Below are 23,151 nucleotides of genomic sequence, written 5' to 3'. Positions count from 1 at the left end.
TGTGATCAGGAAAGATTGGTGGGCACGGCGTAAGAGCGCCTTTGCCCACCCTACGAGAGCTGCGTCCGGGGCACGAGACCGCCCTACCCCTTCGGCGCCTGCTTCTCCGACGCGGTCGTCGGCTTGCCCTTCGCACCCGCACCGACGACGCGGACCTGATCGCCGTCCGACAACCCGTCCGGCGGCGCGGTGATGACGCGGTCGTCCGCGGTGATTCCCGAGGCCAGCTCGATCTCGCGGCCGAGATCGCGGGCGATGGTCACGGGCTTGAACAGCACCTTGTCGTCCGCACCGACGGTGGCAACGCGCAGGCCACTGCTGTTGAAGATCAGCGCGCTGGCGGGGATGCTGAGCGGCGCGGAATCGCGCTGGAGGTTGAGCTTGACGCTGGCATAGCCGCCGGGCATCAGCTCGCCTGAGGAATTGTCGAGCCCGAGCTGCATGCGCGTGGTGCCGGAGGCGACGTCGACGGCCTGCGAGGACGCCTCCACCGTCGCCTGGAAAGTCCGGTTCGGATACTCGGGCAGCGTGATCGTCGCCTTGGCGCCGATCTTGATCGCCGGCACGTAATTCTGGGGCACGTTGACGTAGACGCGCAGCTTGGTGATGTCGGAGATCACGAACATCGCCGGGCCCGAGCCGCCGCCGGCATTGATCAACGCGCCGACATCGGTGTCGCGCGCGGTGACGACGCCGTCGAACGGCGCGGTGATCTTCTTGTAGCCGGCCAGCGCTTCCAGCCGCTCGACATTGGCCTTGCCCGAATTGACGGCGGCATTCTTGTTGGAGAGATCGGCGGTGCGCTCGTCGATCTCCTGCGCGGAGACGAAGTTGGAGGCGACCAGCGTCTTGCGCCGATTCAGCGTGGCTTCCGACAGCCTGGCGCTGGCCTGCTGGCTGGCGAGGTCGGCTCTAGCCTGAAGCAGTTGCTGATCGAGGTCCGGCGCCTCGATCTCGGCGATCACCTGCCCGGCCTTGACGCGCGCGCCGATATCGGCGCTCCAGCTCTTCAGATAGCCCGACACGCGCGCGAAGATCGGCGCGCGATAATAGGCTTCCAGCCGGCCCGGCAGATCGATGGTGGCGTTGAGCGCCTTGGCGCTGGGCTGCGCCACCGCGACGCTGGGAACGGCCTGATCGTCGGTCCATTCCTTTAGCCTGGAGCCCTGCTCCTCGCGCGCGCGGATGCCGGTGCCGACGACGAGGCCGGCCGCGATCAGCGCCACCACGCCGAAGATGCCCAGTTTCCGGTGCGAGACCGGGGAGCGGGGGTCAGTGGGCGACATGCGGGGTCTCCAATGGGGCGGCGGCTTTGGCGCCTTGCTTTTTGTGGACCATACTGAACACCACGGGAACGAACATCAGCGTGGCGAAGGTTGCAAAGATCAGGCCGCCGATCACGGCGCGGCCGAGCGGCGCATTCTGCTCGCCGCCCTCGCCCAGACCCAGCGCCATCGGCGCCATGCCGATGATCATGGCAAGCGCGGTCATCAGCACCGGGCGGAACCGGACGAAGCCGGCTTCGAGCGCCGCGGCGACGGGATCGCCAAGCTCCTCGTAGCGCTCGCGTGCGAAGGAGATCACCAGCACGCTGTTGGCGGTCGCAACGCCCATGCACATGATGGCGCCGGTGAGCGCGGGGACCGACAGCGTGGTCCCGGTCGCGAACAGCATCCAGACGATGCCGGCGAGCGCGGCCGGCAGCGCCGTGATGATCACGAACGGATCGGACCAGGACTGGAAGTTCACCACGATCAGGAAATAGATCAGCACGACGGCGCCGAGCAGGCCGAACAACAGGCCGGTGAAGGCGCTGTTCATGGTCTGCACCTGTCCGAGCAGCACCACGGAGGAACCCTTCGGCACCTCCTTGGCGGTCCCGGCAATCACCTTGCGGATATCGGCGGAGACCGCGCCGAGATCGCGGCCCGAGGTCGTCGCAAAGATCTGCACCATCGACTGGATGTCGTATTGCGAGACAACCGCGCTCGAGCTCGAACGCTTGATGTCGGCGATGCCGCCGAGGATTGGTGACTGCGCATTGCCGGCCGCGGTGATCGGCAGCGTCTGCAGCGCGCTCAGCGAATCGATCTGGTACTGCGGCGTCTGCATCACGATCGAGTAGGACACGCCGTTCTCGGGGTTGAGATAGTAGGTCGGGGCCACCTGCGAGGAGCCGGCGAGATTGACCACGAGGCTGTTGGTGACGTCGCGCTCGGTCAGGCCGACATATTGCGCGCGGGTGCGGTCGACATCGATGTTGAAGGTCGGAGCGTTCGGCGATTGCTGGATCCGCGCATCTGCAACGCCGGGGATCCTGCGGACCCTGGCCAGCAGATTGTTGGCGTAAGCGAAATTGGCACTGAGATTGGCGCCGCGGATCTGCAGGTCGATCGGCGCCGGCGCGCCGAAGTTCAGGATCTGGCTGACGATGTCTGCGGGGAGGAACGCGAAGCTGACGCCGGGGAACAGCCGCGGCAATTGCTCGCGCAGCACGCGTACGTGTTCCTCGGTCGGCTTGTGGCCCTCCTTTAGCTTGATCTGGATGTCGCCGTCCTGCGGGCCGATCACGCCGGTGTTGTTGTAGGTCATGTTGATGCCGGAGATCGGCATGCCGATGTTGTCGGTCATGGTCTCGATCTCGCCGGGGATCAGCTTGCGGACCGCCTTCTGCACGTCGGCGAGCTGGTTGGCGGTCTCCTCGACACGAGTGCCGACCTGGGTGCGGACATGCATCAGGATGTTGCCGGCGTCGACCGCGGGAAAGAAATTGCGGCCGAGGAACGGCACCAGCGCGAAGGAGGCGCCGACGACACAGAGGAAGCCGATCACGAACACCGCGCGGTGCGCCAACGCCAGCCCGAGGAAGCCATGGTAACCGCCGCGGATGCGCTCGAACCGTGCCTCGAAGCCACGCTGGAACCAGACGAGCGGATTGCGCGATTTCGGCGGCCCGCCTTCATGATGGACATGCGCCTGCAACAAATAGTTCGCCATGGTCGGCACCAGCGTGCGCGACAGGATGAACGACCAGATCATCGCGAACATCACGGCTTCCGCCATCGGCACGAACAGGAAGCGCGCGACGCCCGAGAGGAAGAACATCGGCACGAACACGATGCAGATGCAGAGCAGCGACACGAAGGCCGGCGTCACGATCTGGTTGGCGCCGTCGAGGATCGACTGCTCGACCGGCTTGCCCTGCTCCAGATGGTAATTGATGTTCTCGATCGTGACGGTGGCGTCGTCGACGAGGATGCCGACGGCGAGCGCGAGCCCGCCGAGCGTCATGATATTGAGCGTCTCGCCGACCGCCGACAGCATGATGATGGCGCCCAGCACCGACAGCGGGATCGACACCGCGATGATGATGGTCGAGCGCCAGCTGCCGAGGAACAACAGGATCATGACGCTGGTGAGCAGCGCCGCGATCACGCCCTCGACCGCGACGCCCTGAATCGCGCCGCGGACGAACACCGACTGGTCGCCGATAAAGCCGATCTTGAGCGCGTCGGGGAGCTGGTCCTTGACCTCGATCACCTTCTGCTTGATGCCGGCGATGATATCGAGCGTCGAGGTCGCGCCCGCCTTCAGCACCATCATCAGCACCGAGCGGTTGCCGTCGACATGGACGATGTTGGTCTGCGGCGGATTGCCGTCGCGCACGGTGGCGACGTCGCGCACATAGACCATGGCGCCGTTGACCGTCTTGATCGGGAGGTTGCCGAGCTCGTCGATCCTGAGCGGCGAGTTGTTGAGCTGGATGTTGTACTCGAACTGGCCGATCTTCTGGGTGCCGACCGGCGTGATCAGGTTCTGCGCGGCGAGCGCATTGGCGACGTCCTGGCCGGACAGGCCGCGGGCCTGCAGCGCGGTGGGATCGAGGTCGATCTGGATCTGGCGCTGCTTGCCGCCGAACGGGTACGGGATCGCCGCGCCGGGCACGGTGACCAGCGGCGTGCGGAGCTGATTGATGCCGATGTCGGCGAGGTTCTGCTCGGTGAGCCCGTCGCCCGACAGCGCCACCTGGATGATCGGGACGGTGGAGGCCGAGTAGTTCAGGATCAAGGGCGGCGTCGCGCCCGGCGGCATCTGCTTGATCAGCGTCTGCGAGATCGCGGTGACCTGCGCGTTGGCGGTACGGATGTCGACGTTCGGCTGGAAGAAGATCTTGATGATACCAAAGCCGTTATAGGAATTGGCGGTGATGTGCTCGATGTCGTTGACCGTGGTCGTCAGCGCACGCTGGAACGGCGTCGTGATGCGGCCGGACATCTGGTCGGGCGGCAGGCCGGTGTACTGCCAGACCACGCCGATCACGGGAATGCGGATGTCCGGAAAGATGTCGGTCGGGGTCCGCAGCGCCGCGAGCGGTCCGATGATCAGCAGCAGGAGTGCCAGCACGACGAACGTATAGGGCCGGCTCAGGGCAATACGGACCAGAGCAATCATGCGCCAGGCAAATCCGGGTCAAGCGAGGATACGGAATCTGCCCCCACGGCGATCCCCATTCCCCTTTACCCGAGCACCGCCGGAAACGCTAATAACCAGAACTATCCTGCATTCACTTCCCTGCTACCGCACTGCGAAATCGACATCGCAGCTATGCGGCGGCCTGTCTCAGGCGGCGCGGACGGAGTTCAGGAACTTGCCGACCTCAAGCTTGAGACGGTTGGAATCGCGGGACAGCATCTGCGCCGCCGACAGCACTTGCGAGGATGCCGAGCCGGTTTCGGAGGCGCCGCGCTGGACGTCGCCGACATTGGACGAGACCTGCTGGGTGCCCTGGGCGGCCTGCTGAACGTTGCGGGCAATCTCCTGTGTGGCCGCGCCCTGTTGCTCCACGGCCGCGGCGATCGCTGCAGCAATCTCCGACAGGCGCGCGATGGTGCCGCTGATCTCGCCGATGGCACTAACCGAATCCTGCGTCGCCGCCTGAATGCCGCCGACCTGCTGGCCGATCTCGCCGGTGGCCTTGGCCGTCTGCTCGGCGAGCGCCTTGACCTCGGAGGCCACAACGGCGAAGCCGCGACCCGCCTCGCCGGCCCGCGCCGCCTCGATCGTGGCATTGAGCGCCAGCAGATTGGTCTGGCCGGCGATCGCATTGATGAGCTCGACGACGTCCCCGATCCGCGATGCGGCCCGCGACAATTCGCTGACACGTTCGGTGGTGGCATGCGCCTGACTGACCGCCTCGCTCGCGATCCGGGAGGAGTCCTGCACCTGGCGGCCGATCTCGCGCACCGAGGACGACATCTCCTCGGCGGCCGAGGCGACCGAATGAACGTTGCTGGAGGCGGCTTCCGAGCCGGATGCGACCACTGTCGCCAACTCCTGCGCGCGGCCCGCGGTCGAGGACAGCGTCGAGGCGGACGCCTCGAGCTCGGTTGCTGCCGACGACACGGTCTCGACGATCTCGCCGATCGCGGCCTCGAAGCCGTCGGCGAGCTTGGTCATGTCGGCCTTGCGCTGGGTCTCGGCACGGCGCTGCACCGCCTGCACCTCGTCGCGGCTGAAGCGGATGATGGTCTGCACGGTCTGGAGGTTGCGCAGCGCCTCGCCGATCTCGTCGTCGCGCTCGATCACGATGCGGTTGTCGAGCTTGTCCTGCACGAGGTTGACCAGAGTGTCGTTGAGCTGCTGCATCGGCCCCTGGATCGCGCGCATGGTTGCAAGACCCGCGAAGCCGACGACGACGGCGCCAACGACGGCCAGCGCCGACAGGATCAGGCTGGCCGAACCGCCGGAGGCGAGCGCGCCGCCGATGCCGAGCGCGAGCATGAACAACGTCTGGAGCGCCATCGTCGTGACGAGGCGCGCCCTCAGCGTGCCGGTGAAGACGCTGAAGCGGTCGAGCCACGAGCGGCGGCGGATGATGCCGGCGTCGACGCGATAACCATGCGCCTTCTTCTCGCGGATCGCGGCATAGACCTCCTCGGCGAGCTTGCGCTGATCGGCCGGCAGTTTTGTGCGGATCGAGGTGTAACCCTTGACCTGGCCGTTCTCCCGGATCGGCGAGGCAGTGGCCAGCACCCAGTAGAAGTCGCCGTTCTTGCGGCGGTTCTTCACCGCGCCAAGCCACGGCTTGCCGGCCTTCAGCGTGTCCCAGAGATTGTCGAACGCCTCCGGCGGCATGTCGGGGTGGCGTACGATATTGTGCGGCTGGCCCATTAGCTCGGCCGATGTGAAGCCGGCGGCCGCGATGAAGTCCTCGTTGAAGTAGCTGAGCTTGCCCTTGAGATCGGTGCGCGAAACGATCAGCGTCTCGTCGCTGACCGGATATTCGACATCGGTGACGGGAAAATTCTTGCGCATCGGAGCCCCAAATAAATTGATTATTTGTTCATTCCAATTCGGACGGCCGCTGTTCGAGTCGTCTTTGCGTTATTCTCATAAAGCGAATTTAACCAACCATGAAAGGGGAACCCCGTGCTCCTACGGGTGCTTCCCCATGATGCTACCTTTAGGCGAGATCATGCTACCGGCAGAAAAAGAAAACGAGCGGCGCTTTTGGCGCCGCTCGTTCCTGGAGGGATAGCTGTGTGCGAGAACTTACGCCGCGCGGACGTTGGTCAGGAACTTGCTGACCTCATTCTTCAGCCGCCCCGAATCGTTCGACAGCATTTGCGCCGCCGACAGCACCTGCGAGGAGGCCGTGCCGGTCTCGGTCGCGCCGCGCTGCACGTCGGTGATGTTGGAGGAGACCTGCTGGGTGCCCTGCGCGGCCTGCTGCACATTGCGGGCGATCTCCTGCGTCGCTGCGCCCTGCTCTTCCACCGCCGCTGCAATCGCCGACGAGATCTCCGAGAGGCGCTCGATGGTCGAGGAGATTTCCTTGATGGCGCCGACGGAGTCGTTGGTCGCCGCCTGGATGCCGGAGATCTGCTGACCGATCTCGCCGGTCGCCTTGGCGGTCTGCTCGGCGAGCGCCTTCACCTCGGAGGCCACCACGGCGAAGCCGCGGCCAGCTTCACCGGCACGTGCGGCTTCGATGGTGGCGTTCAGCGCCAGCAGATTGGTCTGGCCGGCGATGGTGTTGATCAGCTCGACGACATCGCCGATGCGGGACGCCGCCTTGGACAACTCGCTGACGCGCTCGGTGGTGGCGCGCGCCTGGCCGACGGCATCGCCCGCCATCCGAGCCGATTCCTGCACCTGACGGCTGATCTCGCCGACCGACGAAGCCATCTCCTCGGTCGCCGAAGCCACCGACTGCACGTTGGTCGAGGCTTCCTCCGAAGCGCCGGCAACGGTGGTCGCCAGCCGCTGCGAACGGTCGGCGGTCGAAGTCAGCGTCGAGGCGGAGGCCTCTAACTGGGTCGAGGCCGACGACACGGTCTGGACGATCTCGCCGATCATGGTTTCGAATTCGCGGGTGATGTTGTCGACGCGGCGGCCACGCTCGATCTTGGCTTCGGCATCCGCGGCCGCTGCCTCGTCGGCGGCCTTCTTGGCGATCAGCGCCTCCTTGAAGATCTGGAGCACGTCAGCCATGGCGCCGATCTCGGTCTTATCGCCCCGGTGCGGGACCTCGGCGGACAGGTCGCCCCTGCCCAGCGCCTGCATCGGCTCGATGATCGAGTTGATGCCCTTCGAGACGTCCTGGACGAGATAGAAGCCGACGCCGATGCCGATGATGACGGCGGCGCCGAGAATGATCGAGACCAGCATGAAAGCATAAGAATAACTGTCCGCAGCATCCTGTGCCGCCTGATCGCCGCCCTTGGTGTTGAGCTCGATGTCCTTCATCAGGACCTCATCCGACGCAAGACCGATCTTGTTGACGGTCTTGGTATTCAGCTCCTGCGCTTCGTGCGGGACCTTGCCGGCCTCCTTGCGCGAGAGCGCCATCACCTCCTCGGTGCCCTTCTTGTAGTCGTCCCAGAGTTTTGACCACTGGTTGTAGAGCGCCCGCTCCTCCGGCGAGGTGATCATTGCCTCGTACCGGCTGCGGATCTTGGCCAGCGCTTCGATCACCGTCACACCCGTCTTCTCGTTGGCGAGCTTCTCGTCCAGCGTTTCGGACAGCATGTGCTGGCGGACCACGTTGCGATAGGTAATGACGCTCGCCCGAAGTTCGCCGAGCACCCGCACACTGGGCATCCAGTTCGTGGTGATGTCGATGGTGTTGGCGTTCATCGACCGCATTTTCATGACGGCCAGGAGACCCATGCCGGCCATTGCGACAAGCAGGAACGCCACGACACTGATGATCTTGGCGCGGATGGAAATGGTGGCAAGCATAATCGGGTCTCTTTGTGCTGGCGCGGTGCGCGTCCGGAAGTTTTACGAATCAACCAAAGGGAGCGGCACCAACATCCAACACCAGAGCACCTGCGCAGATGTTAACTACGACTCCGTACGAGTACGGAGCCTCAAAGAGATGAACACGTCGCTAAAATGCTCTGCGCTCAGCGCATGAGCCTAAGCGCGTCGGAGAAAAATTCAGCGCCGCCGAAGTTTCCGGACTTCAGAGCGAGCAGCATGTCCCCTTGCGCGCCCACCGCATGCAGCACCGGGACACCTGCCGCGATTTCCACTCCGACGAGAAATCCGGGAATCTTCAACCGATCGACCACCGCACCGGAGGTCTCGCCGCCGGCAACGATCAGTCGCCGCACCCCTGATTTCACGAGGCTCTCCGCGATGTCGGCCATGGTCTGCTCGATCGCATGGCCGGCTGCGTCGCGGCCGTGCCGCGCCTGCAGCGCGGCGACCTGATCGGGCGTCGCGCTCGAGGCGATCAGCACCGGACCTTCCGCAAGCCGCGGCCTTGCCCAGTCCAACGCACGCTGTGCTTCGCCGGCCCCCGTAATGATACGGTCTGGATCGAGATGAAGCACCGGCATGACGCGCTCGGCGTTGGCGATCTGCTGAAGCGTCGCCTGAGAGCAGCTTCCGGCGAGGCAGGCCGCCGGTCCACCGACGGCAGCGCCGGTCTCGCCGTTCGCCCTGGCCGATTTGACTTTACCCGTCGACACCAGCGCACGCGCGAGCCCGAGGCCGATGCCGGAGGCGCCGACCGACAGCCGATGTTCGGCGGCGACGAGGCCGATGGTCTCGAGGTCGCGATCGAAGACCGCGTCGATGATGGCCGCGCCGATGCCCTTGCCCGCCAGCTCGGCCAGCCGTGCCCGCACGGCATCTGCGCCGCGCGTGACGGTGGCGAGATCGACGAGACCGATTTGCGTCCCGCTCTGGCGCGCCAGCACGCGCACCAGGTTGGAATCATGCATCGGGTTGAGCGGATGGTCCTTCAGTGGGCTCTCATTCAATGGCACCGCGCCGACAAAAAGGTTGCCCTGGTAGACGGTGCGGCCGGTCTCCGGGAACGCCGGCGTCACCAGCACGGCACCTTCGCCGCTATCGGCGCGCAGCGCGTCCATCACCGGACCGATATTGCCTGAAACGGTGGAATCGAAGGTCGAGCAGATCTTGAACAGCACGTGGCCGGCGCCGCGGCCGCGCAGCCACTGATCCGCCGCGCGCGAACGCGACACGGCAAGGCCGGCCTCGATCGAGCGGCTCTTCAGCGACACCACGACGGCATCGACCTCGGGCAGTGCGAGATCGTCCGCGGGCACGCCGATGGTCTGCACGGTGCGCAGGCCCGCGCGTGTCAGCGTGTTGGCGAGATCGGAAGCGCCGGTGTAGTCGTCGGCGATGCAGCCCAACGCAAGTGTCACGGCTTCACTCCTGCATAAGGCTTGAACCAGGCAAGGCCATCGGTGGTCTTGCCGCGCGGATTGTACTCGCAGCCGACGAAGCCGGCATAGCCGAGCCGGTCGAGCTCTTCGAACAGGAACGGATAGTTCAGCTCCTCCCCGTCAGGCTCGTTACGCGAGGGGATGCTGGCGATCTGGATATGGCCGATAATCGGCATCATCTCGCGCAGCCGCATCGTGACGTCGCCATGGATGATCTGGCAGTGATAGATGTCGAACTGGAGCTTGAGGTTCGGAAGCCTCAGCTCCTGGATCAGATCGCGCGCGAAGCCGAAATCGTTGAGAAAGTAGCCGGGCACGTTGCGCGCATTGATCGGCTCGAGCACGATGTCGATGCCGTGCGGGGCGAAGAACTCCGCAGCCCATGCCACCGATTTGTAGAACGCCTCGATCGCGACGCGCTCGCCGCGGTTGGCGATGCCGGCCATCAGGTGCAGGCGCTTGACGCCGGTCGCCTTGGCGTAAGGCAGCGCCGTCTCCAGGCCCGTCTTGAGATCGGAGAAGCGCGAGGGGAGCGCCGCAAAACCCTTCTCGCCGGCGTTCCAGTCGCCCGGCGGCAGATTGAACAGCGCCTGGGTCAGGCCGTTGCGCTTGAGGCGCTCGCCGACCGCCTCGGCGGGATGCTCATAGGGAAAGAGAAACTCGACCGCAGTGAAGCCGGCTGAAGCGGCGGCATCGAAGCGATCGAGGAACGGCACCTCGGTGAACATCATCGAGAGATTGGCGGCGAAACGGGGCATTGGAGTCCTCTTCGTTACTTGTCGCCGGGCAGCTTGACGCCGGTGACCTGCGCATACATCCGCGCCACCGAGGCGTCGTCGTCCCGACCCATGCCGGCGGCTGATGTCATCAGAAACATCTGGAGTGCGGCAGCGGAGACCGGCACCGGGAACCTGGCACTGCGCGCCATGTCCTGGATGATGCCGAGATCCTTGACGAAGATCTCGACCGCGCTGCGCGGTGTGTAGTCGCCGTCCAGCACGTGCGGCATGCGGTTCTCGAACATCCAGGAATTGCCGGCGGAGGCCGTGATCACCTCATAGACCTTGCGGATGTCGAGACCCTGCTTGGCGGCGAATGCCATCGCCTCCGAGGCGGCGGCGATGTGCACGCCGGCGAGCAGCTGGTTAATCATCTTGAAGGCGGCACCCTGGCCTGCGGCATCGCCGAGCTCGTAGAGCTTCGCGGCCATGGCATCGAGCGCGGGCCGTGCCTTCGCGAACGCTGTGGGACTGCCGGAGGCGAGGATCGTCAGCTCGCCTTGCGCGGCGCGCTGCGCTCCGCCGGAAATCGGAGCATCCAGATAATGCCGGCCGGTTGCCTCCAGCTGCTTGGCAAGACGTCGCGCCACGTCCGGGTCCATCGTGGCGGAGGATACGAAGACGCTGCCTTCGGGCATGGTCTCGGCGGCCCCATCCTTGCCGAACAGGACGGCTTCCGTCTGCGCGGCATTGACGACGACGCTGACGACGATGTCCGCGCCCTTGGCCGCCTCGGCCGGCGTTTTGGCACCCGCACCGCCATCCTTCACGAAACGCGCCACCGCCTCGGCCGAAACGTCGCAGCCGGTGACGGCGTGACCGGCGCGCTTCAGCGAGGTCGCCATGCCAAACCCCATCGAGCCGAGCCCGATGACCGCGATGCGCTGATTTTGTGACGTGGAGGCGGACATGCAACTAACCCTTGCGAACGTTTCCCGGACGGCCGGCTTTTGCGGCGGCTCGGCGAACCGATATCACGGCTTGGCCGCGCTGCCAAAGCGTGAGACAAGCGGGCATGACGGCCATGAGAACCGAAACGAGCAACGAGACAAGGCTGCGCGAGGATATCTGCCGCTTCGGACGGTCCCTGTTCGAGCGCGGGCTGACGCCCGGCTCCTCCGGCAATATCAGCGTCCGGCTGGACGGCGGCGGCTGGCTGGTGACGCCGACCAATGCCTCGCTCGGCTTCCTCGATCCTGCGAAGCTGTCGCGGCTCGACGAGAACGGCCAGCTGGTGTCGGGCGATGCCCCGACCAAGGAAGTTCCGCTGCACACCGCGCTCTATGACACGCGCGGCAGTGCACGCGCCATCGTGCATCTGCATTCGACACACTCGGTCGCGCTCTCGATGTTGCCCGAGATCGACCCGCGCGCCGCGCTGCCACCGATGACGGCCTATTATCTGATGAAATGCGGCGCCACCGCGCTCGTGCCGTACTACCGCCCCGGCGATCCCGCGGTCGCCGATGCGATCAAGGGCCTGGCGGGGAAATATTCATCGGTGCTGCTCGCCAATCACGGCCCGGTGGTTGCCGGCGACACGCTGGAGGCCGCGGTGTTCGCGACGGAGGAGCTGGAGGAGACGGCGAAGCTGTACCTGCTGCTGCGCGGGATGAACCCGCGCTATCTGTCGCCGGAGCAGGTGGCCGATCTGGTGAAGGTGTTCGGGGTGACGCTGCCGGAGCATGGGCACGGGCATTAGCCCGGCTCTCACCTCGTCATTGCGGAGAATATGGCGACGGCCGCCCGCCACACCCACCGACGTCATCCTGAGGTGCGAGCCTTGCGATGCATTCGCATCGCAAGGTGAAGCCTCGAAGGATGGGCTACAGGCGCTCGCGGCCCATCCTTCGAGGCGCGCAAGAGCGCGCACCTCAGGATGACGGCAGAGATCGTGGAACGAGACGATCGTAGCCCGCATGAGCAAAGCGATATGCGGGACCAGGGCCTTGGATATCGCTTTGCTCATCCGGGCTACGACACCGTCTGACACTGCCGGAATTGATTTGCATTGCCGGGATCGCGAGCACATGATCCCCCTGTAATTGACTGAAGGAGTTGTTTCATCGATCGCTGGGAGAATTGTCATGGATTTCAAAGTATCCTGCGCCTTCCTCTCTGCCGCCTGCTTTATTGTCTTGTCACTTTCCGCAAACGCCCAGACGTCCGGGCGCGGCGGCGTCCCCGATCTCAAGGTCGAGGCCAACTGCAAGGCAACTCAGGAGATCGACAAGTCGCTGACCGAGCCGCAGTCCTACGAGGCCTGCATGAGCGACGAGCAGACCGCACAGCAACAGCTCGGGTCCATCTGGACGACAACGCCGGAGACAATTCGCATCCAATGCTACACCGAGGCCTCCGCCGGTGGAATCGAAAGCTATGTCGACCTGCTCTCTTGCATTCAGATGAATGGCTTCGGGCAACCCTCGGCACCAGCGCCGACGCTGCGTGGCGCAAGCAAGAACCGGAACAAGAAACAATCAGGATAGGGATCGTAGCGAGCGGCTACAATCCGAGATACGCCTTCCTCACGTCGGGATTGCCCCTGATCTCGGCCGCGGGGCCCTGCATCAGCACGCGGCCGGTTTGCAGGATGTAGGCGCGGTCGGCGATCTCCAGGCACTCGGCCATGCGCTGCTCGACGATCAGAACGGTCATGCCGGCATCGCGGATGCGCTTTACGGCCTGAAAAATCTCGTCGACCAGTTTCGGCATGATGCCCTGCGAGGGCTCGTCCAGCATCAACAGGCGCGGGCGCGTCATCAGTGCGCGGCCGATCGCCAGCATCTGCTGCTCGCCGCCGCTGAGCGTTTCGGCACGCTGCTCCAGGCGTTCAGCCAGGCGTGGAAACAGCTGGAAGACGAGATCGAGCGGTCCTTCGCGGTTCGCCTCGCCACGGTAGAGATAGCTGCCGAGACGCAGATTGTCGCGCACCGACAGGCGCGGGAACAGGCGGCGATTCTCCGGCACATAGGCAATGCCGGTCGCGGTGATGTGGTGCTGCGCCATGCCGTCGAGGCGCTTGCCGTCGAACGTCACGGTGCCCGAACGCGGACGCTCGGCACCGGCGATGGATTTGAGCAGCGTCGACTTGCCCGCGCCATTGGCGCCGGCGACGCAGACGATCTCGCCCTTCTGAACCTCGATCGAGATCGAGGAGATCGCGACCAGGCCCTGATAGGCGGTCGTGACTTCACGCACCGACAGCATGACGATCTCCCAGATATGCGCTGATCACCTTGGGATCGCGAACGACATCGGCGGGCTTGCCCTCGACCAGCACCTTGCCGAGATCGAGCACGATGGCGCGGTCGACCAACGGCATCACGATTTCCATGACATGCTCGACCATCAACACGGTGATGCCGGCATCGCGCACCTTGCGCACCAGCGCGACACCGGTCTGCGCCTCGGTCGGCGTCAGGCCGGTGAGGACTTCGTCGAGCAGCAGCAGTTTCGGCTCGGTCGCGAGCGCACGGGCGACTTCGAGCCGGCGTTTCTCGGCCGGCACGAGGTCGCTCGCGAGCACGTCGGCACGCGCGGCAAGGCCGGTGAATTCCAACACCTCATGCGCCTTGCGGCGGGCCTCGCGCATCACGGTGTTGCGCACGAGCGCACCGACGATGACGTTGTCGATGACAGTCATGGTCTCGAAGCTCTTGACCACCTGGAAGGTGCGCCCCACCCCGCGCTGGCAGCGCTCGGCCGCCGGCATGTGGGTGACGTCCTCGCCGTCGAATAGAATCGAGCCTTGCGTCGGCGGCAGAACGCCGGCGATGAGATTGAACAGCGTCGACTTGCCGGCGCCGTTCGGGCCGATCAGGCCGACGATCTCGCCGCGGCCAACCGAGATCGAGACGTCGCTGTTGGCGACGAGGCCGCCGAACCGCTGCCAGACGCCGCGGGTTTCAAGAAGCGCGGTCATCGTGCGGCCCCCGTCTTCTTCGGGCGTGAGAACAGGCTGAGCAGTCCCCGCGGCAAGGCCAGCGAGATCAGGACGATCAGCGTGCCATAGACGATGAGGTCGACGCCGCGCCCGGAGCCGCCGAACTTGAAGCGGGTCAGCTCCGTCAGCGGGATCAGAATGGCGGCGCCGAGCACCGGGCCCCACAGGGTGCCGATGCCGCCGAGCACGGCGGGCAGCGCCATCAAGAGCGAAAACTGGAAGCCCATGACGCTTTCAGGATCGATGTAGGAGACGAACTGGGCATAGAAGCTGCCACCCACCGCGACCAGGAAGGCGGAGACGGCGGCCGCGCCCATCTTGGAATTGAAGACGTCGACACCGAGGCTTTCGGCCGCCTCCGGATTGTCCTTCACCGCCCGCCACCAAAATCCCCATTTGGAGTTCTCCAGCCACCAGGTGACGAACCAGGCGAGGCAGCACAGCGCCAGCGCGAAATAGAAGTACGGCAGCTTGGTGCGCAGGAACTGGAATTTCAGCCAGCTGTCGCCGCGGATCGGGATGGTGATGCCCATCGCGGCGCCGGCCCATTCCCAGTTGTGGAACAGAAGCAAGCCGATCTCGGCGATGACGATGGTGGCGATCACGAAGTAATGGCCGCGCAGGCGGAAGAAAGGATAACCGAGCCCCATCGCGATCAGCGCCGACACCACGCCGCCCGCCAGCATGCCGAACCAGGGCAGCACGCCGAACTTCGTGAACAGCAGCTCGGTGGTGTAGGCACCCAGGCCGAAATACAGCGCGTGGCCGAGCGAGATCTGCCCGCAATAGCCGGACAGGATGTTCCAGCTCTGCGACAGGCCCGCATACATCAGCGTCAGGATCAGGATGTTCTGGACGACGACGTCCTTCACGAACAATGGTGTCAGCGCGGCAATCACGGCGAGCACCGCGGCGATGATGAGGTCGCGGCGGCGCCGCGCTGCAAAATCCTTGTCCATCAGATCGATCCGAACAGGCCGCGCGGCCGGATGAAGACGACCAGCAAGTAAACCGCGTAGATGCCGACCGATTTCAGCGACGGCGGCAGCACCAGCGCGGTGACCGCCTCGACGAGGCCGACGATGATGCCACCGGCAAAGGCGCCGAACACGCTGCCGAAGCCGCCGAGCGCCACCGTAACATAGGCGATCAGCGCAAAGGACGCGCCGACATCGGGATAGATATAGAAGAAGCTCGCCATGATCGCTCCGGCGAGACCGACCAGCGCGGCACCGAGGCCCCAGCCGAACGCAAACACGCGGTTCTTGTCGATGCCGACCAGCGCGACCGCTCCGGGATCTTCGCGGGTGGCTTCCAGCGCGCGGCCGAAATCGGTGCGGTGGATGAAGAAGTAGAGGCCGGCAAAAGCGAGGATCGAGACCAGCGCGCCGACCAGCTGCGGCTCCGGCAGGAAGATGCCGGCGACCGAGATGGTTTTGCCGCCGAGCCAGGATTGCGGAATGCTGCGATAATCAGGCGTGAAGAAGAACTGCGCCAGACCCCGCATCACGATGGCAAGGCCGAAGGTGGTGAAGATCTGCACCATGCCGGCGTTGGCCTTGGCCCGCATGGCAAAGCGAACAATGAGCAGGTAGATCACCGCTCCGAAGATAAAGAGCGCCGCGGCGACCAACGGCGCCGACAGCAAGGGGTCGATCGCGAAGAAGGCGAACAGGAAGAAGGACAGATACATCGCGATCATCAGGAACTCGCCATGGGCGAAGTTCGTGACGTCCATCAGGCCGAAGATCAGCGCGAGGCCGACCGCGATCAGTCCGTACAGCAGGCCCATCAGGAGGCCGCTGGCAAGACTCTGGATAATGGCTTGGGCTGTCAAAAGTCTGTCCCCCGAAATAGATCCTCATCCCGAGGAGCGCGCACAGGCGCGCGTCTCGAAGGATGGCCCAGCCCTCGTCCTTCGAGACGCGGGCTACGCCCGCTTCTCAGGATGAGGGCGGGAGCTGCATCTGAGCTCCCGCGTCCCAGTCTTACTTCATCGGCCAGACCGCTTCCGCGATCGCGGCCTGCGGCGGGAAGATGGTGACGAACTTGCCGCCGATATACTGCAGCAGAACCGGGTCGGCGTCGTTGTTCTGGCCCATCTCGTCGAACTTGACGCGCTTCCAGGGCATGATGGTCTGCTCGCCCGGGATGTCGGTCGCGGCCAGCGCATCACGGATCTTCTCGCCGTCGGTCGACTTGGCGCGGCTGATGGCGTCGGCAAGGATGATCAGGCCCATGAACTGGCGCGAGGTGAGGTCGTTGAAGTCCTTGCCCGACCGCGTCTTGAACATCTCGTTGATCTTGCCGACCATCGGGCGCTTCTGCGCGAGGTCGAGCGAGAACGTGCCGCGCGAAATCACGCCTTCGAGCTTGTCGCCGACGGCATCGTACAGCGCCTTCTCGGAGAAGCCGGCGTCCTGCGCCACGATCGCGTTCGGCTTGTAACCGAGCTCGGCCATGGTCTTGACCAGGAGGATGCCGTCGGTGGTGTAGCTCGAGGGCATCAGCACGTCGGCATTCGCAGACTTGAGCTGCTGCACTTCGGCCGAGAGCGAGGGCGAGTTGGCGCGATACTTGATGTCGGTGACGATCTTGTAGGCGCGCTCGCCGGCGATCTTGGCCTGGGCGTTGCCGGAATCGGTGCCGAAGATCGTGTCCTCGTGAAACAGCGACAGCGTCTCGATCTTGGTGCCCTTCTTCTTCATGGCGTCGAAGAAGTCGAACATCGCGGCCGAATACATCTCATCATGCGGCGCGGCGCGGAAATAATACTTCAGGCCGCGGCGATGCAGGCTCGGCGAGGAGTTGTCGGCGGACACGAACGGGACCTGGTAGCGCTCGCAGATCTGGCTGACGGTGACGGCGACGGCGCTCTGATAGGTGCCGATGATGGCGGAGACCTTCTCCTGCGTGATCAGGCGCTCGGCTTCGGCGCGGCCCTTCTGCGGATCGGCCTGGTGATCGGCGAACACGAGGCGGACTTTGGCGCCGCCGAGGCCCGGCAGGCCCTCGCCCTTCGCCAGCGGCAGGTCGAAATCGGTGTCCTTGTTGATGACCTCGAGCGCGGTCTCATAGGCCTTCTGCGCGTCGACGCCCTGCTGCGCGCTGCCGCCGGAGAACGGATAGATGACGCCGATCACGACTTCCGAAGTCTGTGCGCGCGCCGCCAGCGGCACAAGTGCAGCGGTCGCGGTGGCTCCCAACAACACGTCGCGGCGAGTGATCGTCATGGCAAAGTCCCCTGTTACTGTATTTCGTCTGATCGGATGAAGCGATTGATGGATGCGGTAAAGCCCGAAGAAGCAGCAAACGCTGCCCACTAAATCACGGCCATGGTCCTGTTCTTGAGATCCGTCACCAGCATCAGGCCGGGCGAATGCGTGATCGCGAACGGAAGCTTGGCGGCGTTGATCACCGATTGCGGCGTCACGCCGCAGGCCCAGAACACCGGAATCTCGTCGTCGGCGACCGGCACCGGATCGCCGTAGTCCGGCTTGGCGATGTCCTTGATGCCGATCAGATGCGGATGGCCGAGATGGACGGGCGCGCCGTGCACGGCGGGATAGCGCGAGGTGATCTGCACCGCGCGGATCGCATCCGCCGGCTTGAACGGACGCATCGAGACCACCATGGGACCGGCGAACGGACCGGCCTCGCCGCAGGCGATGTTGGTACGATACATCGGCACGCGCACATTGCGCTCGATGTGCCGGATCGGCATGCCCTCGTCGAGCAAGGCTTCCTCGAACGAGAAGGAGCAGCCGAGCACGAAGGTCACGAGATCATCGCGCCAATGCTTCGTCACATCGGTCGGCTCGTCGACGACCTCGCCGTCGCGCCAGACCCGGTAGCGCGGCACGTCGGTACGGATGTCCAGATCGACGCCGAGCGAAGGGACGAAAGGACTGCCGACATCGGACATGCCGATGATCGGGCACGGCTTCGGATTGAGCTGGCAGAAGCGATGAAAGGCGCTGGCATATTCCGCCGGCAGGATCGCCAGATTGCCCTGGACGAAGCCGGGGGCGACGCCGGCGGTGGAGGCGACCAGCCCTTGCCGATAGGCAAGCCGCGCCTTGCGGCTCGGAAGGGCGTCGGGCGTTTCAGTTTGCTGCACTGCCACCAAAACAGTCATGTAATCGACCTGCCTATAAACTCGACAAAGACAGCCAACACCAAGCGTGCTATAAAGTCTAATCGTCCTTTCTAATCGATATCGATAAATTCATTTTATCGACGAGGAAAATCCTTCCAATGCTGGACTTCAGGTCGATCGAGACTTTTCTCTGGGTCGTAAAGCTTGGCAGCTTCCGTGGCGCCGCAGCACGGCTCAACACGACCCAGCCGGCGATCTCCCAGCGCATTGCCCAGCTCGAGCGCGAGATGGGCGTGAAGCTCCTCAACCGCGACCACCGCGTCGCCTCGCCGACACCGAGCGGCCGGCAGATGATGGTCTATGCGGAGAAGCTGATCGGCCTGCGCGCCCAGATGATGGCGGAGATCGGCGATCGTTCGGCGATGCGGGGCGTGATGCGGCTCGGCGTCGCCGAGACCATCGTGCACACCTGGCTGCCGCGCCTCGTGAAGAGTGTGAACCAGGTCTATCCGAACCTGTCGCTGGAGATCGAGGTCGACATCACGCCCAACCTCACCGCGCGCCTGCTCGCGCAGGAGATCGAGCTTGCCTTCGTGGTCGGACCGCTGTCGGCGTCCGGCGTGCATAATCGCGTGCTCGCCGATTACCCGATCGGCTTCCTCGCAAGCCCTTCGCTCGGCCTCGGCAAAGGCCGGGTGACACCGGCGGAGCTTGCGCGGTTTCCGATCATCACCTTCCCGCGCAAGACCAAGCCTTACGAGGTCGTGCGCGAGGTGTTCGACCGGCCGGAGCTGCCGCCGATCCGGCTGCACGCGTCCGCATCGCTCGCGACCGTCATCCACATGGCGGTCGAAGGCCTCGGCGTCGCCGTGATCCCCGACGCGATCGTCGAGAACGAGCTCGCCGACGGGCGGCTGCAGCTGCTCGACACCGATCTTGCGATCGCACCGCTGACGTTCACCGCGAGCTGGCTCGCCTCGCCCGACGTCGTCGCCGTGGAGCGCGTCGCCGAGCTTGCACGGCAGATTGCGCAGAGCAGCCTCGCAGTTGACGCGCCCGCGCTGGCGCGTCATTGAAAAAGGCGCCGGACAATCGAGAGACCCCACCGCATGAGCCGAGCCGCCACCAATCTGCAAATCGATTCCGCCCGCCTCTGGGGCTCCATCCACGAGACCGCGCAATTCGGCGCGACGGCCAAAGGCGGCGTGCGGCGGCTGACACTGAGCAGCGAAGACAAGCTGGTGCGCGACTGGTTCCGCAAGGCATGCGAGGACGCCGGGCTCGAAGTGCACACCGACGCGCTCGGCTCACAGTTCGGCCTGCGCAAGGGCCGCGACATGTCGAAGCCGCCCGTCGGCATCGGCTCGCATCTCGACACCCAGCCGACCGGCGGCAAGTATGACGGCATTCTGGGCACGCTCGGCGCACTTGAAGTGATCCGCACGCTGAACGATGCCGGCATCGAGACCGAAGCGCCGATCTGCGTCGTCAACTGGACCAACGAGGAAGGCTCGCGCTTCGCACCCGCGATGATGGCCTCCGCCGCCTATGTCGGCGACTTCACCACCGACGACATTTTGTCGCGCAAGGACGCCGAGGGCACGACCGTCGGCCAGGCGCTGGACAGCATCGGCTATCGCGGCGACAAGCCGGTCGGCTTCCAGAAGCTCGGCTGTTTCGTCGAGCTGCATATCGAGCAGGGCCCGATTTTGGAGGCCGAAGGCAAGACCATCGGCGTGGTCGATTCCGGCCAGGGCGTGCTGTGGTACGACGGCAAGATCTCCGGTTTCGAGAGCCATGCCGGATCGACGCCGATGCCGCTGCGGCGCGACGCGCTGGCGACGTTGTCGGAGATCGTGCTGGCGATGGAGTCCATCGCGAAGAAGCACGGGCCGAACGCGGTCGGCACCATCGGCGAAGCCGTGATCGCAAATCCCTCGCGCAACGTCATTCCCGGCGAGATCGCCTTCACCATGGATTGCCGCAGCGCGGACGGCGCCATCATGGACGCGCTCGATCGCGATCTGCGCGCCGCGATTGCGGAGATCGCCGCGCGCCGCAAGGTCGAGGTCAAGATCGACCTGGTCTGGCGCAAGCCGCCGACGCATTTCGATCCCAAGCTGATCTCGGCAGTCGAGAACGCGGCAAAGACGCTCGGTTATTCCTCGCGCCGCATCACCTCCGGCGCCGGCCACGACGCCTGCAACCTCAACACAATCATGCCGGCGGCGATGGTGTTCGTGCCCTGCAAGGACGGCATCAGCCACAACGAGCTGGAGGATGCCACGCAGGGCGACTGCACTGCCGGCACCAACGTTCTCATGCATACCGTGCTGGCGATCGCCAGCGTCGCGTCCTGACCGGAGAGAGCCATGCGCGGAGTTTTCGTCGACGCCAATGAAGCGCTTGCCGTGATCATGGAACGGCTGGAGAAGCCCGGGGATCCCAAGGTGCGGATCCACAGGGATCCAGATATCAAGCCCGAGCAATACCCTGAAATCCTCGACGGCGCCGAGATCGCCATCGTCGATCACACCGCACTGCCGACCGAGGTGGCGAAGAAATGTGCGGGGCTGAAGCACGTCGTGTTCCTCGGCACCGGCGCGCGCAGCTACATGAACCCGGAGGAGCTGGCAGAACTCGGCATCTCCGTGCACCTGATCAAGGGCTATGGCGACACCGCGGTCGCTGAATCCGCAATCGCGCTGATGTGGGCCTCGGCCCGCGTCATCGCGATGATGGATCGCGAGATGCGCGGCGGCAACTGGCTGCGCGAAGACGGTATGCAGCTCACCGGCAAGACGCTCGGCCTGATCGGCTTCGGCGGCATCGCCGCCGAGGTCGCGCGCATTGCCTCCGGCAGCGGCATGAAGGTGATCGCCTGGAATCGCTCGCCGAAGAGCCATCCGGGCGTGGAATTCACCGATCTCGACAGCGTGCTGGCAAGGAGCGACGTCGTGTCGCTGCATCTGCTGCTCAACGACGAGACGCGCGGCATGATCACGCGCGAGAAGATCGCAAAGATGAAGCCGGGCGTCATCTTCGTGAACACCGCCCGCGCCGCGATCGTCGACGAGCAGGCGATGATCGACGCGCTGAAATCGGGCCACATGCGCCATGCCGGCCTCGACGTCTTCAACACCGAGCCTCTGCCCGGCGATCATCCGCTCACGAAACTGCCGAACGTGACGCTGTCGGCGCATTCGGCGTTCCGCACGCCGGAGGCGAGCGAGAACCTGATTGGCGCGGCGTGGGAGCACTGCCGCCGGATCGTGAATTCGTAAGGTGGGTTAGCCTTGCAGGTGCGTGAAGCGCATCTGCGAGGCGTAACCCACCTCTTTAGTTTCCGCGGAGACAGAAGTGGTGGGTTACGCCTTCGGCTAACCCACCCTACGCTCCCCGCCAAATTGTGAAAGGATAAGAGCAATAACAATGGCCGACTATCGCACCATCAAGGCAGAGCCGCTCACCAACGCCATTCGTGCCATCGTCAAGGCCGGCGGGTCTTCGGACCGCGAAGCCGAGCTCGTGGCCACCAATCTGGTCGAGGCCAACCTCAAGGGCCATGACTCCCACGGCGTCGGCATGATCCCGCGCTATGTCCAGAGCGTCACCAATGGTGGCCTCGCCGTGAACGCGCACGTCAAGATCGTGCTCGACACGGGGCCGCTCCTCACCCTCGACGGCCTCACCGGCTACGGCCAGGTGATCGGTCATGAAGCCATGGAGCTGGCAGCCGAACGCGCTAAGCGAAACGGCGTGTGCCTCGTCGGCCTCTCCAATTCGCATCACATCGGTCGCATCGGCCACTGGGCTGAGCAGTGCATCGACCACGGATTGGTCTCGATCCACTTCGTCAACGTCATTTCCCGCCCGATCGTGGCGCCCTGGGGCGGCAGCGATGCGCGCCACGGCACCAACCCGTTCTGCGTCGGCATCCCGCGCGCCGGCAAGGACCCGATCGTGCTCGACTTCGCCACCAGCCGGATCGCGCAGGGCAAAACCCGCGTCGCCCACAACAAGGGCGTCGCGCTGGAGCCAGGCACCATCATCGACAATGAAGGCAAGCCCACCACCAACCCGCGCTACACCGTGATCCCGCCGCATGGCGCGATCCTGCCGTTCGGCGAGCACAAGGGCTCGGGGCTCGCGCTCGTGTGCGAAATCCTCGGCGGCGCGCTCTCCGGCGGGCAGGTGGTCAAGGGCCCCTCCGACGGCAAGTACAACGTCCTCAACGGCATGCTCTCGATCGTCATCGATCCCGGCAAGCTCGGCACCGGCGAAAACCTCGCGCGCGAAGTCGAGAGTTTTGTTGCCTGGCAAACCGGCTCGCCGCCTGCCCCAGGCGTCGACAAGGTCAGAATCGCCGGCGAGCCCGAGCGCGAGACCAAGGAGAAGCGCCTTGCCGAAGGCATTCCGGTCGATCCGACCACCTGGCAGGAGATCATCGAGGCCGGGAAGAAGTTCGGGCTGGATCAGGCCGCGATCGAGAACATCGCTGGCTGAAAGGCGCGGGGCAAGCCTCTCTTCCCTTCTCCCCTTGTGGGCCTGTTGCGTTATCGGTCTTGGAGGCTGAGGACATGAGGAGAGAGGGGCGCGGTCACGGCAATTGCCAGCGAG

Annotated in this window: 19 protein-coding genes; 6 read left to right on the top strand and 13 right to left on the bottom strand. The window is 64.9% G+C overall.

Translation table 11 applies throughout. The features are described from left to right. Positions 1–83: 83 nt before the first annotated feature. The 7 genes from GGD67_RS38070 to ltnD all read right to left on the bottom strand — a co-directional run bounded on the left by GGD67_RS38070 (position 84) and on the right by ltnD (position 11,397). The gene (locus GGD67_RS38070; protein WP_179740057.1) at positions 84–1,286 is read right to left on the bottom strand and encodes an efflux RND transporter periplasmic adaptor subunit; all 1,203 of its coding nucleotides are present in this window, start codon (positions 1,284–1,286) and stop codon (positions 84–86) included. After that, on the bottom strand, positions 1,273–4,452 hold the full coding sequence (locus GGD67_RS38065; RefSeq protein ID WP_179740055.1) for an efflux RND transporter permease subunit: 3,180 nt from the start codon (positions 4,450–4,452) through the stop codon (positions 1,273–1,275). The genes GGD67_RS38070 and GGD67_RS38065 overlap by 14 nt, the downstream gene beginning before the upstream one ends. Positions 4,453–4,620: 168 nt before the next feature. Beyond that, on the bottom strand, positions 4,621–6,315 hold the full coding sequence (locus GGD67_RS38060; protein ID WP_179740053.1) for a methyl-accepting chemotaxis protein: 1,695 nt from the start codon (positions 6,313–6,315) through the stop codon (positions 4,621–4,623). Between the two features lie 237 nt (positions 6,316–6,552). Next, positions 6,553–8,244: a methyl-accepting chemotaxis protein gene (locus tag GGD67_RS38055; RefSeq protein WP_179740051.1), complete on the bottom strand. Its 1,692-nt coding sequence runs from the start codon at positions 8,242–8,244 to the stop codon at positions 6,553–6,555. A gap of 167 nt (positions 8,245–8,411) precedes the next feature. After that, positions 8,412–9,686, bottom strand: a complete 1,275-nt coding sequence (otnK, locus tag GGD67_RS38050) for a 3-oxo-tetronate kinase (protein ID WP_179740049.1) — start codon at positions 9,684–9,686, stop codon at positions 8,412–8,414. Continuing rightward, positions 9,683–10,465: a 2-oxo-tetronate isomerase gene (otnI, locus tag GGD67_RS38045; RefSeq protein WP_018315625.1), complete on the bottom strand. Its 783-nt coding sequence runs from the start codon at positions 10,463–10,465 to the stop codon at positions 9,683–9,685. Before otnI ends, otnK begins: the two co-directional genes overlap by 4 nt. Positions 10,466–10,479: 14 nt before the next feature. Then, positions 10,480–11,397, bottom strand: coding sequence for an L-threonate dehydrogenase (ltnD, locus tag GGD67_RS38040; protein ID WP_018315624.1), 918 nt, complete (start codon positions 11,395–11,397; stop codon positions 10,480–10,482). A gap of 104 nt (positions 11,398–11,501) precedes the next feature. Between ltnD and GGD67_RS38035 the strand changes: the two genes are divergently transcribed. Then, positions 11,502–12,188 (top strand): aldolase, encoded by a 687-nt coding sequence (locus GGD67_RS38035; RefSeq protein WP_179740047.1) that lies wholly within the window; start codon positions 11,502–11,504, stop codon positions 12,186–12,188. Between the two features lie 385 nt (positions 12,189–12,573). After that, the gene (locus GGD67_RS38030) at positions 12,574–12,975 is read left to right on the top strand and encodes a hypothetical protein (protein WP_018315622.1); all 402 of its coding nucleotides are present in this window, start codon (positions 12,574–12,576) and stop codon (positions 12,973–12,975) included. A gap of 16 nt (positions 12,976–12,991) precedes the next feature. Here GGD67_RS38030 and GGD67_RS38025 read toward each other — a convergent pair whose 3' ends face one another. The 6 genes from GGD67_RS38025 to GGD67_RS38000 all read right to left on the bottom strand — a co-directional run bounded on the left by GGD67_RS38025 (position 12,992) and on the right by GGD67_RS38000 (position 18,570). After that, positions 12,992–13,696, bottom strand: a complete 705-nt coding sequence (locus GGD67_RS38025; protein WP_018315621.1) for an ABC transporter ATP-binding protein — start codon at positions 13,694–13,696, stop codon at positions 12,992–12,994. Beyond that, positions 13,680–14,411: an ABC transporter ATP-binding protein gene (locus GGD67_RS38020; RefSeq protein WP_018315620.1), complete on the bottom strand. Its 732-nt coding sequence runs from the start codon at positions 14,409–14,411 to the stop codon at positions 13,680–13,682. Before GGD67_RS38020 ends, GGD67_RS38025 begins: the two co-directional genes overlap by 17 nt. After that, positions 14,408–15,391 (bottom strand): branched-chain amino acid ABC transporter permease, encoded by a 984-nt coding sequence (locus tag GGD67_RS38015; RefSeq protein WP_018315619.1) that lies wholly within the window; start codon positions 15,389–15,391, stop codon positions 14,408–14,410. The genes GGD67_RS38020 and GGD67_RS38015 overlap by 4 nt, the downstream gene beginning before the upstream one ends. After that, positions 15,391–16,224: a branched-chain amino acid ABC transporter permease gene (locus GGD67_RS38010; protein WP_244550725.1), complete on the bottom strand. Its 834-nt coding sequence runs from the start codon at positions 16,222–16,224 to the stop codon at positions 15,391–15,393. The genes GGD67_RS38015 and GGD67_RS38010 overlap by 1 nt, the downstream gene beginning before the upstream one ends. A gap of 196 nt (positions 16,225–16,420) precedes the next feature. Further along, a complete protein-coding gene (locus GGD67_RS38005) occupies positions 16,421–17,665 on the bottom strand; it encodes an ABC transporter substrate-binding protein (protein WP_026201530.1) in 1,245 nt (414 codons plus the stop codon). An 89-nt stretch (positions 17,666–17,754) separates the two neighbouring features. Next, complete coding sequence (locus tag GGD67_RS38000) at positions 17,755–18,570, bottom strand: putative hydro-lyase (protein ID WP_179740045.1); 816 nt, start codon at positions 18,568–18,570, stop codon at positions 17,755–17,757. A 119-nt stretch (positions 18,571–18,689) separates the two neighbouring features. Here GGD67_RS38000 and GGD67_RS37995 point away from each other — a divergent pair, with 119 nt between their 5' ends. The 4 genes from GGD67_RS37995 (at position 18,690) to GGD67_RS37980 (ending at position 23,037) form a co-directional block, all read left to right on the top strand. Further along, positions 18,690–19,607 (top strand): LysR family transcriptional regulator, encoded by a 918-nt coding sequence (locus tag GGD67_RS37995; RefSeq protein ID WP_018315615.1) that lies wholly within the window; start codon positions 18,690–18,692, stop codon positions 19,605–19,607. A 33-nt stretch (positions 19,608–19,640) separates the two neighbouring features. Next, the gene (locus GGD67_RS37990; protein ID WP_179740043.1) at positions 19,641–20,891 is read left to right on the top strand and encodes a Zn-dependent hydrolase; all 1,251 of its coding nucleotides are present in this window, start codon (positions 19,641–19,643) and stop codon (positions 20,889–20,891) included. Between the two features lie 12 nt (positions 20,892–20,903). Further along, a complete protein-coding gene (locus GGD67_RS37985; RefSeq protein ID WP_179740042.1) occupies positions 20,904–21,815 on the top strand; it encodes an NAD(P)-dependent oxidoreductase in 912 nt (303 codons plus the stop codon). A gap of 148 nt (positions 21,816–21,963) precedes the next feature. Then, positions 21,964–23,037 carry a malate/lactate/ureidoglycolate dehydrogenase gene (locus GGD67_RS37980; RefSeq protein WP_092259512.1) on the top strand — a complete coding sequence of 358 codons (1,074 nt, stop codon included), beginning with the start codon at positions 21,964–21,966 and terminating at the stop codon, positions 23,035–23,037. The last annotated feature ends 114 nt before the right edge of the window (positions 23,038–23,151 follow it).

Source organism: Bradyrhizobium sp. IAR9, from assembly GCF_013408065.1.
Lineage (GTDB): Bacteria > Pseudomonadota > Alphaproteobacteria > Rhizobiales > Xanthobacteraceae > Bradyrhizobium.
Note: the sequence above shows the minus strand (reverse complement) of the source record. Positions and strands in the feature narration are given on the sequence as shown.

What these genes read in the sequence shown, in the direction of transcription:
- GGD67_RS38070 (WP_179740057.1), bottom strand. Translation starts at nt 1,286, where the DNA reads ATGTCGCCCACTGACCCCCGCTCCCCGGTCTCGCACCGGAAACTGGGC.
- GGD67_RS38065 (WP_179740055.1), bottom strand. Translation starts at nt 4,452, where the DNA reads ATGATTGCTCTGGTCCGTATTGCCCTGAGCCGGCCCTATACGTTCGTC.
- GGD67_RS38060 (WP_179740053.1), bottom strand. Translation starts at nt 6,315, where the DNA reads ATGCGCAAGAATTTTCCCGTCACCGATGTCGAATATCCGGTCAGCGAC.
- GGD67_RS38055 (WP_179740051.1), bottom strand. Translation starts at nt 8,244, where the DNA reads ATGCTTGCCACCATTTCCATCCGCGCCAAGATCATCAGTGTCGTGGCG.
- otnI (WP_018315625.1), bottom strand. Translation starts at nt 10,465, where the DNA reads ATGCCCCGTTTCGCCGCCAATCTCTCGATGATGTTCACCGAGGTGCCG.
- ltnD (WP_018315624.1), bottom strand. Translation starts at nt 11,397, where the DNA reads ATGTCCGCCTCCACGTCACAAAATCAGCGCATCGCGGTCATCGGGCTC.
- GGD67_RS38035 (WP_179740047.1), top strand. Translation starts at nt 11,502, where the DNA reads ATGACGGCCATGAGAACCGAAACGAGCAACGAGACAAGGCTGCGCGAG.
- GGD67_RS38030 (WP_018315622.1), top strand. Translation starts at nt 12,574, where the DNA reads ATGGATTTCAAAGTATCCTGCGCCTTCCTCTCTGCCGCCTGCTTTATT.
- GGD67_RS38025 (WP_018315621.1), bottom strand. Translation starts at nt 13,696, where the DNA reads ATGCTGTCGGTGCGTGAAGTCACGACCGCCTATCAGGGCCTGGTCGCG.
- GGD67_RS38020 (WP_018315620.1), bottom strand. Translation starts at nt 14,411, where the DNA reads ATGACCGCGCTTCTTGAAACCCGCGGCGTCTGGCAGCGGTTCGGCGGC.
- GGD67_RS38015 (WP_018315619.1), bottom strand. Translation starts at nt 15,391, where the DNA reads ATGGACAAGGATTTTGCAGCGCGGCGCCGCCGCGACCTCATCATCGCC.
- GGD67_RS38010 (WP_244550725.1), bottom strand. Translation starts at nt 16,224, where the DNA reads ATGGGCCTGCTGTACGGACTGATCGCGGTCGGCCTCGCGCTGATCTTC.
- GGD67_RS38005 (WP_026201530.1), bottom strand. Translation starts at nt 17,665, where the DNA reads ATGACGATCACTCGCCGCGACGTGTTGTTGGGAGCCACCGCGACCGCT.
- GGD67_RS38000 (WP_179740045.1), bottom strand. Translation starts at nt 18,570, where the DNA reads ATGACTGTTTTGGTGGCAGTGCAGCAAACTGAAACGCCCGACGCCCTT.
- GGD67_RS37995 (WP_018315615.1), top strand. Translation starts at nt 18,690, where the DNA reads ATGCTGGACTTCAGGTCGATCGAGACTTTTCTCTGGGTCGTAAAGCTT.
- GGD67_RS37990 (WP_179740043.1), top strand. Translation starts at nt 19,641, where the DNA reads ATGAGCCGAGCCGCCACCAATCTGCAAATCGATTCCGCCCGCCTCTGG.
- GGD67_RS37985 (WP_179740042.1), top strand. Translation starts at nt 20,904, where the DNA reads ATGCGCGGAGTTTTCGTCGACGCCAATGAAGCGCTTGCCGTGATCATG.
- GGD67_RS37980 (WP_092259512.1), top strand. Translation starts at nt 21,964, where the DNA reads ATGGCCGACTATCGCACCATCAAGGCAGAGCCGCTCACCAACGCCATT.